Annotated in this window: 12 protein-coding genes; 6 read left to right on the top strand and 6 right to left on the bottom strand. The window is 59.6% G+C overall.

The annotated features are described in order from the left end of the window. The first annotated feature begins 92 nt into the window (after positions 1-92). The 5 genes from XX99_RS17190 to XX99_RS17170 all read left to right on the top strand — a co-directional run bounded on the left by XX99_RS17190 (position 93) and on the right by XX99_RS17170 (position 9,040). Positions 93-1,370 carry a glycoside hydrolase family 18 protein gene (locus XX99_RS17190; RefSeq protein ID WP_050060634.1) on the top strand — a complete coding sequence of 426 codons (1,278 nt, stop codon included), beginning with the start codon at positions 93-95 and terminating at the stop codon, positions 1,368-1,370. Positions 1,371-1,467: 97 nt separating this feature from the next. Next, positions 1,468-2,199 carry a hypothetical protein gene (locus XX99_RS17185; RefSeq protein WP_156186049.1) on the top strand — a complete coding sequence of 244 codons (732 nt, stop codon included), beginning with the start codon at positions 1,468-1,470 and terminating at the stop codon, positions 2,197-2,199. Between the two features lie 393 nt (positions 2,200-2,592). Further along, positions 2,593-3,993 (top strand): metallophosphoesterase, encoded by a 1,401-nt coding sequence (locus tag XX99_RS17180; RefSeq protein ID WP_050060633.1) that lies wholly within the window; start codon positions 2,593-2,595, stop codon positions 3,991-3,993. Further along, positions 3,962-5,413, top strand: coding sequence for a multicopper oxidase family protein (locus tag XX99_RS17175; RefSeq protein ID WP_231581458.1), 1,452 nt, complete (start codon positions 3,962-3,964; stop codon positions 5,411-5,413). Before XX99_RS17180 ends, XX99_RS17175 begins: the two co-directional genes overlap by 32 nt. Positions 5,414-5,476: 63 nt before the next feature. Further along, entirely contained in the window at positions 5,477-9,040 is a 3,564-nt protein-coding gene (locus XX99_RS17170) for a glycoside hydrolase family 38 N-terminal domain-containing protein (RefSeq protein ID WP_050060631.1), read from the top strand. 73 nt (positions 9,041-9,113) lie between these two features. Here the strand turns inward: XX99_RS17170 and XX99_RS17165 are convergent, their stop codons facing one another. Beyond that, entirely contained in the window at positions 9,114-9,860 is a 747-nt protein-coding gene (locus XX99_RS17165; protein WP_197081901.1) for an SDR family NAD(P)-dependent oxidoreductase, read from the bottom strand. Positions 9,861-9,928: 68 nt separating this feature from the next. Beyond that, positions 9,929-10,501, bottom strand: coding sequence for an OsmC family protein (locus XX99_RS17160; RefSeq protein WP_050060629.1), 573 nt, complete (start codon positions 10,499-10,501; stop codon positions 9,929-9,931). Positions 10,502-10,704: 203 nt separating this feature from the next. On the opposite strand from XX99_RS17160, the gene XX99_RS17155 reads away from it, so the two are divergent. Next, entirely contained in the window at positions 10,705-11,706 is a 1,002-nt protein-coding gene (locus tag XX99_RS17155) for an AraC family transcriptional regulator (RefSeq protein ID WP_231581456.1), read from the top strand. A 102-nt stretch (positions 11,707-11,808) separates the two neighbouring features. Here XX99_RS17155 and XX99_RS17150 read toward each other — a convergent pair whose 3' ends face one another. The 4 genes from XX99_RS17150 to XX99_RS17135 are packed head-to-tail and all read right to left on the bottom strand — an operon-like array spanning position 11,809 to position 14,461. After that, a complete protein-coding gene (locus XX99_RS17150; RefSeq protein ID WP_050060627.1) occupies positions 11,809-13,059 on the bottom strand; it encodes an MFS transporter in 1,251 nt (416 codons plus the stop codon). Further along, complete coding sequence (locus XX99_RS17145; protein WP_050060626.1) at positions 13,056-13,385, bottom strand: hypothetical protein; 330 nt, start codon at positions 13,383-13,385, stop codon at positions 13,056-13,058. Before XX99_RS17145 ends, XX99_RS17150 begins: the two co-directional genes overlap by 4 nt. A gap of 2 nt (positions 13,386-13,387) precedes the next feature. Next, complete coding sequence (locus XX99_RS17140) at positions 13,388-13,951, bottom strand: isochorismatase family protein (protein WP_050060625.1); 564 nt, start codon at positions 13,949-13,951, stop codon at positions 13,388-13,390. A 57-nt stretch (positions 13,952-14,008) separates the two neighbouring features. Beyond that, the gene (locus XX99_RS17135) at positions 14,009-14,461 is read right to left on the bottom strand and encodes a MarR family winged helix-turn-helix transcriptional regulator (protein WP_050060624.1); all 453 of its coding nucleotides are present in this window, start codon (positions 14,459-14,461) and stop codon (positions 14,009-14,011) included. Positions 14,462-14,711 lie beyond the last annotated feature (250 nt).

Below are 14,711 nucleotides of genomic sequence, written 5' to 3'. Positions count from 1 at the left end.
ATACGGGCGGCACATATGTTGTCTGTTGCCAGAGACGCTGTATAGCTGTATATTCCTCCCGCCAGCTTCCATCCTCTCCTCGAGGTAGGTCTATGCCCACTCGTGTCTCTGCCCGTTTTCCGGGCCGCGCCTTCACTTTCTTCCTCGCCAGCCTGCTCATTCCCTTTTTTCTTGCGCGTCCCATGCTCGCCAATGAGTTGGGACATGACCAAAAATCCAAAGTGGTCGGCGGCTACTTCGAAGAGTGGAGTATCTATTTCGCCGATTACAACATTGCCAATCTACAAACCAATGGCGTTGCAGATAAGCTCACGCATCTGACGTACGCCTTCGGCGACGCTACGCCGACCGGCTGCGCCATTGCGGATAGCTGGGCCGACTATCAGGACCCATATCTTCCAAGTGTCAGCGGCGCGCCCTACGCTGGGCCGCTATACGGGAATTTCGCCGCGCTGCAACAGCTCAAGCAGCTACATCCAAATCTGAAAGTGGAGATCTCGCTCTCCGGGGCCGCGGGCTTTTCGGCCGCTGCGAGTACGGCTGCGGGCCGTCAGGCCATGGCCGCCAGTTGCATCGATCTGTTCATCAAAGGCAATCTCGCGCCCGGAGTTTCAGCAGCGGGAGTCTTCGATGGCATCGATATTGACTGGGAATTTCCCGCCGCTACTGACACGGTAAACGCAACACTGCTGCTCAAGGAGTTTCGCAAGCAGCTGGACGCCCTGGGCAGGGCCAACAACAAGCATTATCTGCTGACGATGTTCGGACCCGCCGGCGAGCAGAATTTCTCTAACCTCCAGCTAGCCGAAGCCGGGCGCCAGTTAGACTTCTTCAACCTGCAAGGTTACGACTACCACGGCACCTGGGAGACTTCTACCAATCACGCGTCTCCGCTCTTCGACGACAGACAGGATCCCGATGCCTCTGATAATTTCTACATCGAATACACGGTTCGCTCGTATCTTGAGGCCGGTGTTCCCGGAGAAAAGCTCGTCCTTGGCATTCCGACGTATGCGCGCGGCTGGACTGGCGTTCCCAGCACCAACGATGGCCTATATCAGGCTTCGACCGCTCCGGCTCCGTTTCCTTCGACCGATTCTCTGCAGACGCCCGGCGTGATCACCTATCTCACGGTCACCGGCCTGACCGGCTACACGGCTCACTTCGATGAGCGCCGGCTCGCGGTGTGGCTCTATGATCCCAGCACGCAAACCTTCTGGTCCTACGATGACCCACTCACGGTGTGGCTCAAGACGACGTACGTCCGCACGCGCGTTCCTGGGGGACTCGGCGGCGCATTCATCTGGGCTCTCAAGGACGACGACGCCAACGGCACCATCACGAAAACCACGGCTGCCGGCCTCAGGTAATTCCGCGCCGGTTTGGTTTTGCGGGCCGAGTGAGAATCACAATGATCGTTTGCGACGCGCACAACTGGCATTTGCAAGCGCATGGAGGCGGCGGTAAATGAGAACAAACAGGATCGTGTGGAGGTACGCAGCGCTGCTTGCCGTGCTGTGCGCGGCAGCATGGCGAATGCAAGCGCAGGACGCGAAGCAACCGTATCCGAGCATGGCTCCGATTGAACAATACCGGATGGACCGGGATGCGGAGATAGCGTTGGCGCGCACTGCGGCCCCAGCATCCATATCGAAGGATGCCGAGGTTATGGTGATGGGGCAAAAGAATTACGAGATCGCAGTGGAAGGCAAGAACGGTTTCGTATGCCTGGTGGGGAGAGCGTGGCTGGCTCCATTTGGAAGCCCGGAGTTTTGGAATCCCAAGAATCGAAGCCCTGAGTGCTACAACCCTCCGGCTGCGCTATCCGTGTTGCCCTATGTCATGAAGACGACGGGGATGGTATTGGCGGGACTTTCCAAGACTCAGATCTTCGATGGAATCAAGGCGGCAGTCGACAAGAAAGAGTTGGGCGCTCCGGCCTCGGGCTCGTTGATTTACATGATGTCAAAGGAAGCGTACCTTACCGACCGGCCACCCCATAACCTCGACCACCTGATGTTCGATCTTCCACGCATGGATGGCGCGGCCTGGGGCGCAAATATGGACGGCACGCCTATCTACTATCAGCAGTGGGATACGGCGCCGATAACCGAGTTCTATGTAGTGATGGGCGCGTGGTCGGACGGAACGCCTGTTAACGCCGACGGTAATTCTGCGAGTCATTCTCACACACATTAGGAGCGGGTCTGAGCGGAGAGACTCGCAGTTGAGGCTATCCGAATGATCAGGGATCTCCCGCTTGCTCCTAACTTCTAACGCCCGCAGAAGCCCAACCTCATGTTGATTTCTAACATCCGTGGGGAGGGCATTACACTCTGTTACCGGCGCCTGGATCGCCGAGGCCAAGCTATACTCCTCTCTGGTCTGGTAATTAATGACATTATTTTCGATAATCATGTGATTATTTATCGTCGATTAACAGGTGGCCTTTATCTTGGACCTGTCTACGACCTCTCTCGCGCCGGTTTGCGGTGCGACTTGTGTGTCCCTTTCTGAAGACAAAGAAAGGGGTGCGATATTCCCTTCTGTCCGGCTGTTCGATTTCACGCCTCATCTGTAGGAGCACTCATTTTGCTGCAATCGTTGTTACGCCGTCCTGTTCTCCTGTCGATTTTCGCGGCTCCCTTGATGGCGTTGCCGTTAGCTGCTCAGGTGCCAGCCAAGTCTCCGTCGCTGCCGTTATCCGATTCGATCCTGGCGCGCATTCCGGCTGACTATCGCGCCGAGGCTCAGGCGAAGATCAGGCAGCCGGAGGAGATTCAGCAGCAGGCCGGGAAGATGGCGGACGACGAGCTGGTGGCAACCGTGCTGCACGTTCTCGGCGACATGCCTGCGGAGTCGGCGTTCCTGCTCGACCGGCTCGACAAGGAGCCATCTGCGACGCTGCGCATCGACCTCATCCAGGCACTCGAAAAGCATTGGCAGGGCGATGCCCAGGACTTATCCATTCTTGAAAGCCATGCGTCGTCGGACCCTGACGTGACGGTCTCCATCGCCGCGATCGAGATGCTGAAGACGGTGCGCATCGATTCCTTGAGCCGCCTGCTGAACGCGAGGCTCGGAGCTGCGGTCGCGGCCGGCGATATTCATAGCGCGGGCCTGGTGCTGGACGAGCAGAAGCTGCTGCAGCAGACGCGCTACGGCATCGCGTTCCCCTCGTTCATGCGTGTTCCGCCGCCGCTCTTCTCCGTGGCCCCGGCGGGCAAGCCGATTCGCGTACTGGCCTTTGGCGACTTCGGAACCGGTTCCCCTGCGCAGAAGCAGACCGCGGCAGCGATGGTGACGTATGCCAAGAGCCATCCCTTCGATTTCGGTCTGACTCTGGGGGACAACTTCTACCCGCGCGGGCTGAACAGCCCCGACGATCCGCGCTGGCAGACGCAGTGGGAAGAGCTTTACAGCCCGATGCACATTCCGTTCTATGCAGTGCTCGGCAACCATGACTGGAGCGGCCCCAACAGCCCGGCCGCGGAGATTCTCTATTCGGCCAGGAGCCAGAGCTGGCACATGCCCGCGCCGTACTACACGTTCACGGCCGGCACGGTGCAGTTCTTCGCCTTCGATACTCCCGCGGTCGACGAGGCGGAGTTGAAGTGGCTGGATGAGGAGCTGACGAAAAGCACGGCGCTGTGGAAGGTGGTCTTCGGCCACTACCACATCTATTCGGCGACGCGCGGCGACAACAAAGAACTCATCGCGCGGCTTCTGCCCATCCTTAAGAAGGATCACGTCGATGTGTATCTGAACGGCCACGATCATAACCTGCAGGAGCTGAAGCCGGAGGGAAGCGTTCACTTCTTTGTAAGCGGCGGCGGCGGCGCCGGCCTCTACGAGATGAATCCCTACGACCGTTCGGTTTTCCGTCAGAAGGTGAATGGCTTCACGGTTCTTGAGGCCGACAGCAAGACGCTTGCGCTCAGTTTTGTGGGGACGGATGGAAGTGAACTCTATCGCCGAACCCTCACCAAATAACAGACTCCTGAATGATGGGCGGCTGACGCGGCGCAGCTTTCTCTCCGGCGCTGCGGCGGCTGCGGCCGGAGTTGCAACAGGGCCGGCGTGGGCCGCTTTATCGAGAGACAACACGCCGGCCGACGTGACGCTGCGCATTGGCGCGGTGAAGGCTGAAGTCGCTCCGGGAAAGACGATCCTCACCACGGGATACAACGGCAGCGCGCCGGGGCCGCTGATTCGCCTGCGCGAAGGCGTTCCTGCCACCGTGGACATCTTCAACGACACCGGCATTCCTGAGTATGTTCACTGGCATGGCTTTCCTCTGAGCGCGGCCCTCGATGGCACGCAGGAAGAGAGCAGCTTGTCTGTGCCTGCGCATGGGCATCTGCGCTATCGCATGACGCCGCGGGCAGCAGGTTCGCGATGGGTGCATTCGCATGTGATGACGATGAACGATCTCAGCGTTGGCACATACAGCGGCCAGTTCGGATTCGTCTACGTGGAGCCGAAGGAGGATCGCGGCCGCTACGACCAGGAGATCTTTCTCTCCACGCATGAGTGGGAGCCCTTCTTCTTCGATATGGACGACGATGACAACCCCACGGCCGTGGAAGAGTTCGGCGAGACCGATTGGGGACCGAGCATGGTCGAGGTCGGCTACCGCATCGGCTCGATCAACGGCAAGGCGCTTGGCCACGGCGAACCGATCCGCGTGAAAGAAGGGCAGCGCGTTCTGTTCCGCATCCTCAACGCCAGTGCGACCGAAAATATTCAGCTCGCTCTTCCCGGTCACGAATTTCTTGTTACCGCACTGGATGGAAATCCGGTGCCGCGGCCGCGAAGGGTTCCTTCGCTCGATCTGGGCGCTGCCGAACGTGTCGATGCGATCGTCGAGATGAACCATCCGGGCGTGTGGGTTCTGGGCTCGACCGATGACGACGTGCGCGGCGCGGGTTTGGGCATTCTGATCGAGTATGCGGGGCACAGCGGAATCGCGACGAATGCGCGTGCCACCGTTGCACCGTGGGATTACACGCAGTTTGGCGTGGCGCGGCAGTCTTCTGCGGATGTCACGCTGCCGATGGTCATCGCGCGCATTCCCGGCGGCTCTGACGGCCTGGAAGGCTGGACGATCAACGGCAAGAGCGGTGGCGCATCCGCTCCGCCCGAGGCGTTGCGGAAGGGCGTGCGCTATCGATTGGCCTTCCACAACACCAGCTCCGATGCGCATCCTCTGCATCTGCATCGCAGCTCGTTCGAGCTGACGAGCGTCGATGGAAGAGCCACTAGCGGCCTGCTGAAGGATGTGGTGCTGATCGGCCCCCACCAGCGGATGGAAGCCGATTGGACTCCGGAGCAGGAGGGGCTGACGCTCTTTCACTGCCACAACCAGTTCCACATGGACCGCGGCTTTCAGATGTTGTTCGACGTGGGGTGAGCCGATGGCCGGTCGCGTCCTACGGTTTCGTGCTTACACGATTTTTGCCGGGAGAGATTGAGAATGCTCGTTGCTTTCCGCGCTGTTCGCTCCGTTGTCCGTTTGCTCTCTGCTACAGCGATGCTTGCCGCAGGAATCGCCGCCGACGGCCAGACGATGGCCGTGCCGGATATCACGACGACGCCTACACTCTTCGTTATCCCTTACGCTCATCTGGATACGCAGTGGCGATGGGAGTTTCCGCAGACTATCAGTCAGTTTCTGCTGCCGACGATGCGAACGAACTTCGATTACATGGATAAGTATCCTCACTATGTCTTCAACTGGACGGGTGCGAACCGCTATCGCCTGATGAAGGAGTACTTCCCGAGCGACTACGCGCGAATGAAAGGATATGTGGCGAGCGGACAGTGGTTCCCTGCCGGCTCTTCGGTGGAAGAAGGCGATGTGAATTTGCCGAGCGCTGAAGGAATCTTTCGCCAGATCCTGTATGGCAATGAGTATTTCCGTCACGAGTTCGGCAAGGCCAGCAACGAGTTCATGCTGCCGGACAGCTTCGGCTTCCCCGCGTCGCTGCCCACGATCCTTGCGCATGCCGGACTCGTGGGATTCTCGACGCAGAAGATTGGCGGGCGCTGGCCTGCGGGCCCAGAAGCCGGTGGGCCTAATTCAGCGGAGCAGACGCCGGACGGTGTTCCCTTCAACGTCGGCGTGTGGGTGGGGCCGGACGGCAAGAGCGTGATCGCGGCGTTGCATCCCGGCGCGTATAACAGCAGCATCTACACCGACCTGAGCGAAGCGCCCGATACGTCCATCGGGCAGACGCTGCTGAGCAGCGCACAAAAACCACCGCTCACGGCAGAGCAGACCAATGCGCTGCACAAGCTAGCTGCGCTCGATACCGACTGGGTGAAGCGCATCGACATCAATGGCAAAGCGTCGGGCGTATTCGCGGATTACCGCTACGTGGGCACGGGGGATACAGGCGGAGCACCGCAGGAATCTTCCGTCAAGCTGCTCGAAACTATCACGACGAAGAGCGACACTGTATTGCCGTCGTTGCCCAAGCTGAATGGTGCGCCCGCGTTTCCTGCGCATTCGGTGACGGTGCGCGTGGGCGAAGGGCCGGTGCATGTGATCGAATCTTCTGCCGATCAGATGTTCAAGGTTATTAAGCCGGAGATGGCTGCGCACATGCCGCACTATGAGGGCGACCTGGAGCTGACCGATCACTCCGCGGGCTCGCTTACGTCGGAGGCTTATCACAAACGCTGGATCATCAAGGATGAGAATCTCGCGGACGCCGCGGAGAAGGCTTCGATCGCGGCACGGTGGCTGGGCGCGCGGGACTATCCGCAACAGCGGCTGAATGACGCATGGATGCTGGCGCTGGCGGGGCACTTTCACGACACGGGAGCGGGGACATCGACGCCGCGCGCTTATCAGTACGCGTGGAACGACGACGTGATCGCCGCCAACCAGTTTGCCGCGGCGCTCACCAGCGCCAGCACTGCTGTTGCGTCCGGCCTCGATACGCGCACGCGAGGCGTGCCGGTGGTGGTCTACAACGCGCTCAACATCGCGCGGCAGGATCTGGTCGAGGCTGCGGTGGTTTTTCCCGGCGGTGCTCCAAAGACGGTGCGCGTGTATGGTCCGGATGGACGAGAGATGCCTGCGCAGTGGGAGGACGGCAAGGTGGTCTTCCTGGCTTCGATGCCATCGGTGGGCTATGCGGTCTTCGATGTGCGCCCGGCTACGCAATCAACAACGAACGATACGTTGCGAGTCTCCGATCGTTCGCTTGAGAATCAGCGCTATCGGGCGTTGCTCAACGACGATGGCGACGTGTCGAGCGTCTATGACAAGAAGCTGGGCAGGGAGCTGCTCTCCGCGCCTCTGAGGCTCGCCATCTCTACCGATGTTCCTCGCAATTATCCGGCGTGGAATATGGATTTCGCGCAGGAGCAGGCGGCTCCGCGAACCTTTGTAGGCGGACCTGCAAAGATTCGCATCCGCGAGAATGGGCCGGCCCGCGTTTCGCTCGAAGTGACGCGGCAGGCCGAGGGTTCGCGCTTTGTGCAGACCGTCAGCCTGGCGGCTGGCGATGCCGGCAACCGCGTCGATCTTCGCTATGCCGTCGACTGGAAGACTGCGGGCGCAAACCTCAAAGCTGCTTTTTCGCTGAGCGCGTCGAATCCGAAGGCGACTTATAGCTGGGACATCGGGACGGTTCAGAGAAACAATTCGCAGACGCGGCAGTATGAATTGGGCTCGCATCGCTGGATCGATCTGACCGATAAGAGCGGAAGCTTCGGCGTGACCCTGCTGACCGATGTTAAAAATGGCTCGGACAAGCCGGGGGATGAGAGCATTCGTGTGACTCTGCTGCGTTCTCCAGGCACGAAGCCCACTGCCGATGGCCATCCCGGCAACTACAGCGATCAGACAACGCAGGACTGGGGACATCACGACATTGTGCTGGGGCTCGCAGGGCACTCCGGTGACTGGCGCGAGGAACAGACGGTGTGGCAGGCCTATCGCGTGAACGATCCGGTGATTTCGTTTACGACGGAAAAGCACGCGGGCGCGCTCGGCAAGAGCTTTTCCCTGGTGCGGGTCAGCGATCCTGCGGTTCGAGTGCTTGCTTTCAAGCAGGCCGAGGAGAGCGATGAGCTGATTCTTCGCATGGTGGAGCTGAACGGCAGGCCGGCTTCGGATGCCCGCGTATCCTTTGCCGCCCCGATTGGGTCGGCACGCGAAGTGAATGCGCAGGAGCAGCCGGTTGGACCGGCTGAAGTGAGCCACGGCGAGTTGATTGCATCCTTCACGCCGTATCAGCCGCGCACCTTTGCTTTGCGGCTCGCGCCGCCGCGGGTTCTGCTTACGCGACCGCACACGCAGGCGGTTGCACTGCACTACGATCATGCTGTCGCCAGCAATGACGATACGAAGGTCGAAGATGGAGGCATCGACGGCGAGGGAAATGCGATGCCGGCGGAGATGCTTCCGGCGGTGATCGACTATGGTCCGGTCAGATTCGAGCTTGCAGCAGCGAAGAGCGGCGCGCCGAATGCGGTCACAGCGAGGGGCCAAACCCTGGCGCTTCCTGCGGGGCGATTCAGCCGTGTCTATCTGCTGACGGCTGCATCTTCGATGGAGGATCAGCAGACTACTTTTCGTGTTGGGAGCCGCGTCGAACATCTGAACATTCAATCGTGGACAGGCTGGATTGGCCAGTGGGATACGCGTATCTGGAAAAACACTCCAGAGCGCGACTGGGCGGTTTCCGCCAATCACCCCGTGTGGCCTCCGGTCCATGCGGCGAGCGATGCGAAGCCGCCGGCGTGGCGCTATCCCGACGACTATGTGGGATTGAAGCCTGGCTACATCAAGCAGGCTTCGCTGGGCTGGTATGCGTCGCACCATCACACGGCGGAGGGGCTCAATGAGCCGTACCAGTATTCGTATCTCTTCGTGTACTCGCTGGATCTGCCTGCGGGCGCGCGCACGCTTACGTTGCCGGACAACGATAAGATTCGCATTCTGTCGGTGTCGGTTGTTGACGACAATCCGTCGTTGATCCCCGCGGCGCCGCTGTTCGACACGCTGGATCGGTCGGAACCTTAGACAAATCGCATGTGACTCGCGCCACGCGACCGCTAGCCGGAAATGGTTCCGGCTAGCCGGTCAGCCCTCCCGCTTAATACTTGTTCCTCCCCGCCATGACGCCGCCGTCAACGTCCCAGATTGCGCCGGTGACCCACGAGGATCGATCCGACAGCAGGAAGGTAATCACTTCTGCGACTTCCTGAGCAGTTCCAATGCGGCCAAGTGGATGGAAGCTGTTGAAGGCCTGAAGCGATGCATGCACTTCTTCCCTGGCGATGAAACCCTCATAGATCGGTGTTTCCACCACGCCCGTGGACACCGAGTTCACCCGGATCTTATGGTGAGCGAGCTCAATTGCTAAATGCTGCGTGAGAGCGTGCAACCCTGCCTTCGCCATCGAATAAGCCGATGACGGCGTGATCCCCACGGCCTGTTTGGCCCACATGGAACCAATGTTGACGAATGCACCGGGGCGTCCCGCCGCGACCAGGTTGGATGCAACTTTCTGTGCAATGAAAAACATGGCCCGGCTGATCCCCTGGTACTGGTCGTAATCGGCTTCGCGATGTTCCAGAAATGGCTTCGGAAAGAAAACTCCGGCGGCATTGACGAGCAGGTCTACGTTCGCGTGATGGGCATCGATCGTATGCAGCAGGTCTTTGAGCCCTGCCGAACTGGTGATATCGACATTCATCGCCTCCACCGGGCCAAGGGGAGACAATGTCTTTTGAGCACCCGCGGATTTTGTGGCATTTCTGCCGATGATCACTACTTCCCCGCCGCCCCGGAGAACGTTGCGCGCCGTTTCCAATCCCATGCCACTCGTGCCGCCGATCACTAGCAACTTTCTCCCGCGAAACTCCTGTTCCATTTGTTTTTCCTCTCTGTTGTCTTTCGTTCTTGTTGTTAGAGGCGTTCGGCAGTTACCGATACTGGGACGCCTTTGGTGAGGGAGTCGAAGACAGGCGAATGTCTGGGCCCCAGCTGGCCAATCTTCTCCAGCTGATCGTCCGGCACGTCGGCTTTGATCTTGAACTTGACCTGAATTCCCTGATATCCGTTGCGGACATTGCTGTCGAGTTCGAGAAATCCGTGCAAATCGATGTCGCCTTCGAGCGAAGACTCGACCTCCTGGATTTGAATTCCCTGGGCGGCAGCGTGATACACCATGGACGTTGTCAAACAGGCGGCCAGGGCATGAAGCAGATGTTCCACTGGATTGGCAGCGGTGTCCTTGCCGAGCAGGACTGACGGCTCGTCTGCTTCGAGCACGAATGGCTTGGACCGGGATAGATTTTGGCCGGCACCATCGTACGTATCCACCGTCGAGTTATTGCAAGCTCCCTCCGTCCATTGATTGCGAATGCGAAATTTGAATTTCGCGATGGCCGGGGCAGCCTTAATGGCATCGATAGTCTGAAAGAGCTGGTCAACCGCAACCCCATTGATATTCGTTGGCTGCACACGCGCAGTTGTCATATTGATGTCTCCTCACTGATGTCCAGATTGACCTGACAATGTAACCTGCCGGGTCACTCTCATCATGCGGTGAATCCAGGCCGGCCGCTTGTCTGAGCGTCTGGTTTTCTTGCTGGAGGCGGGGGTACCATGTGTCTAGTTGTCTCAGCGTCCGCCCTGGTTTGCCGGAAGCTCTGTGCAAGTTGGAGGCTCTTTTGGATGTCTTGTCTGAAGTCTTGAAAGTGGTAAGACTGGACGGCGCACTGTTTTACAACGCGGAGTTTTCTTCTCCGTGGAGCTTTCGCTCACCTCCATCCCGCACTATCTCGTCTTACCTGCAGCCGGGTTCCGGACACGTCATCATTTATCACTTGCTGACTGAGGGCCGAGCCCATGCCCGTCTGGAGGAAGGTAAAAGCATCGCTCTTGAAGCAGGCGACGTGGTGATTTTTCCTCACGGCGATGCCCACATCCTGGAGAACGGGTCGGGCGCCGAAACCGTGGATTACGGCAAGGAACTGCTCCGCATCTTCTCCCACGGTCTTAAGGCGGCGTACCACGGCGGCGGCGGGGAAATCACCAAGTTCGTATGCGGCTACATGGTTTGCGAACCCCGGCTGAGCCAAGTGTTCCTGAGCGGCCTGCCGCGGCTCTTCAAAGTCAGCATCCGCGACGACCAGGCTGGCGGCTGGCTGGAGAACTCGATCCGATTTTCCGTTACCGAGGCGAACGCGGCGCGCGCTGGAAGCGAAGCCGTGCTTTCAAAGTTGTCGGAGGTATTATTTGTCGAGACGCTACGACGCTACATAGCCCGGCTGCCCGAGGATCAATCCGGTTGGCTGGCGGGTGCGCGCGATCCGGAGGTTGCAAAGGCCCTGGCGCTGATGCACCGGCAGCCGGCTCATCCCTGGACTCTCGCCGATCTGGCGAAAGAGGTGGGAACGTCCCGCTCCGTGGTTGCAGAGCGATTTCGCCGCTACCTGGGCCAGCCTCCGATGACATATCTGACGCAGTGGAGATTGCAACTCGCAGCCCAGATGCTGACCTCCACCAGCCACAGCGCGGCGCAAGTTGCCTCTGAAGTCGGCTACGAGTCTGAAGCTGCCTTCAACCGGGCATTCAAACGCGACTTCGGACTTCCTCCGGCGCGTTTCCGCTCCCGTTCAAAAGCCCAGGCTGCAACGCCAACGCCGCAAATCGTCCGAAAGGGCCGGCCAACCGGATGACGAATTTATTGTGACTGCTTTGTTGTAGCTGGCAGGATGTCGATATGGGGACACAGCCTTTGAAATGGCTGCGTGTCTGCGCGGGGAGCGCACCGCTATCCGTTAGCGTGGACTTGAAGTCACGGAGCCGACTTCTATATCCCTTTGCTGGGGCGATCTTGTCAGGACATAGATGGCAACGAGAGCTGCTGCAAATCCTGACGATGCGCCTACGCCCAGCGCCCAGCGCGGGCCGAAATGGTTGGCCACCCAGCCGACGATGGGCGCACCGATTGGCGTTCCTCCCAGTGCGACGGCGAGGCGGAAGGCCATCACCCGGCCTCGCATGGCCGGCTCGGTCGAGAGCTGCATCATGCTGTTGGTGGTGTTGGTCAGCGTCAGGCTGGCGACACCTATGACCACGAGCGCAGCGGCGAACCACCAATAGCCGGGGGCCAGCGCCGCAAGCGTGCAGCCTATTCCGAAGATTGCCGAACCTATCAGCAGGGTGCCAAATTTCGGTTTCTCGCGACCGGCTGCGATCAACGCGCCGGAGATGGTTCCTACGGCCATGATGGAGGAGAGCAGGCCGAAGCCACGCGCATCGGCGTGGAAGACCTTCACGGCCATGGTCGAGATGAAGATGGGGAAGTTGAGTCCGAAGGTTCCGATCAGGAACAACATGAGCAGGATCGCGCGGAGATCCGAGCGATTCCAGACATAGCGGAAGCCTTCGATAAATCCGCCTGCTGTACGCCGGGTTCTTGTGTTTGGGTAGAGTTCAGACACGCGGAAGAGCGACATGGAGATGAGAACCGCGGCGAAGGACAGGCCGTTGACCGCAAATGCCCAGCCTGTTCCGACTTTCGCGATGACCAGGCCGGCGACTGCGGGGCCGATCATGCGGCCGGCGTTGAAGGATGTCGAATTGAGAGCGACTGCATTATGCAGGTGCTCGTCGCCAACCAGTTCCGCGACGAAGGTCTGGCGCACTGGAGCATCGAGCGCAGCCGCAGAGCCAAAGAGAAACGCAAACACGTAGACGTGCCAGAGCTGCACGCTGCCGGCGATGGTGAGAACTCCCAAGGCCAGCGCCAGTATGCCCATTGTTGCCTGGGTTAGCATCACGAGCTTGCGTTGGTTGAAGCGGTCGGCGGCCATGCCGGTCCAGGGCAGCAGGAGAAGCTGCGGAGCGAACTGGAGCGCCATCACGATGCCCACGGCCGATGCGTCATGGTGCGTGAGCTGGGTGAGGACGAGCCAGTCCTGAGCGACACGCTGCATCCAGGTCCCGATGTTCGAGACCAGAGCGCCTGCGGTCCACACGCGAAAATTGAAGATGCTCAGAGCGCGGAAAGCTCCTGAACTTTTCATGAACGCTCCGGCGCGTTGCCTCCGTGGAACTGGCCGAAGTGCTGCGCAGAGAAGAGGCCGATGAGCAGTGCTCCGACTGCGAGCGCGAGAACGTCGCTTAGCGATCGAAGATCAAAGCTGCCAACGCGCACGACTAGCATGTAGCCAACGGCGGCATTGAAGAAGCCCCAGAGAACGTTCACGGTCGACGAGGAGAGTCCAATGCCGGAGGGCTTTGCGAAGGGCGATTGAAAGGCACGTCCCATCATGCCGCTGACAAGATGCGGGATGGCATTGGTGAGGAACGCTCCGGCAAAGAAGTACGAGACCAGATGAAGCCAGTTCATGGTTATACGCTCCTTGTTGCCAGCAGATTGACGACGTCCTGGGCCGAGCCAGTCTCTCCGAGGCGGGGGAAAACATGAGCGAGGCTGTACGCGTGCGCTTCGGGGCGCATATCGGTCATGGCATCGATGGCGAGCGTGACGTTGAATCCAGCCTCATAGGCCTGACGTGCGGTCGACTCCACCCCAGTGGCGGTTGCCACGCCGGTGACGACGACCTGCGTCACTCCTTTAGCCTTCAGCTGCGCTTCGAGGTCGGTGCTCGCGAATGCTCCCCATGTCTGCTTGGTCACGACGATGTCGCTAGGCTGGCGATCGAGCTCGGGAATGAAATCGCTGAATCCTTCGGGGAAGGTCGAGAAGCGGCGCGGCTGCTCGGTTCTTCCCGGTGCGCCTCCATCGACATTGACGAGGACGACGGGAAGATCATGCTGACGGAATGCTTGAAGCAGTATGCGGGTGCGCCCGATGACATCGGCGATAGGGTGAACAGTGGGCAGGCTGACGATGCCCTTTTGAAGATCAACGACGATGATGGCGGTCTTTGCATCGAGCGTGGTGAGTGGCATTCGGTTCTTCTCCGCGAGCGTGATTGGGATGAGAGTGAAGTATTCGCGCAGGAGGCGTCAGTCTTCGACGAGCCGCGTGAGCAGGTCCACGGCGGCCGCGAGCTTTTCCTGCTCCTGAGCTGAGAGCTTTTTCTGGATGGTGTTGGTGAGCCAATCCTGTCTTGCGGCGCGGCCTTCCCTGAGCAGCTTCTCGCATTTCCGGGAGAGCGAAATCAGGGTCTGGCGTCCATCGTTCGGGTCGGGAGAGCCGGCCACTAATCCAGCTTCAAGCAAGGATGTGACGATGGCGCTCATGGACTGAGGACGCATGCCCTCGGCACGAGCCAGGCTGGACACTGCCGCCGGGCCATCGTTCTCGAGACGGAGCAGAACCGAGACCTGCGAAGGAGTCAGATCGTTGCGGCCGCCCTGTTCCCGCAGTTTCCTCTTGATCTTGCTGAAGAGCGCGCGGAGCTCCACGGCTAGTGTTGCAGCGCGCTCCGCTTGAGAATGGTTGGCGCGATCGCCCATGAATGGATTATCGCATATATACAGTTTACCTGTACAGATTAACTGTATATACCGAGAGAAAGCCAAAAAGAGAAAGGCCTCGTGAGGACGGTTCAGAGGCGGACTCGCGAAATTACATTTCGGTAATGAACCTTCGCGCGGGCAACTTAATGACGTAATCTGTGTTCCGATAGAGTCGCCCGCATTGTTTTGAGGGACCCACGACAACCGCCGGTTGATCCTCGAAGCCCGCGCAGCAGAGCGGCAAGCA

This window comes from Silvibacterium bohemicum, assembly GCF_001006305.1.
Classification (GTDB): Bacteria; Acidobacteriota; Terriglobia; order Terriglobales; family Acidobacteriaceae; genus Silvibacterium; species Silvibacterium bohemicum.
This window is presented reverse-complemented; position numbering and strand designations above follow the sequence as displayed.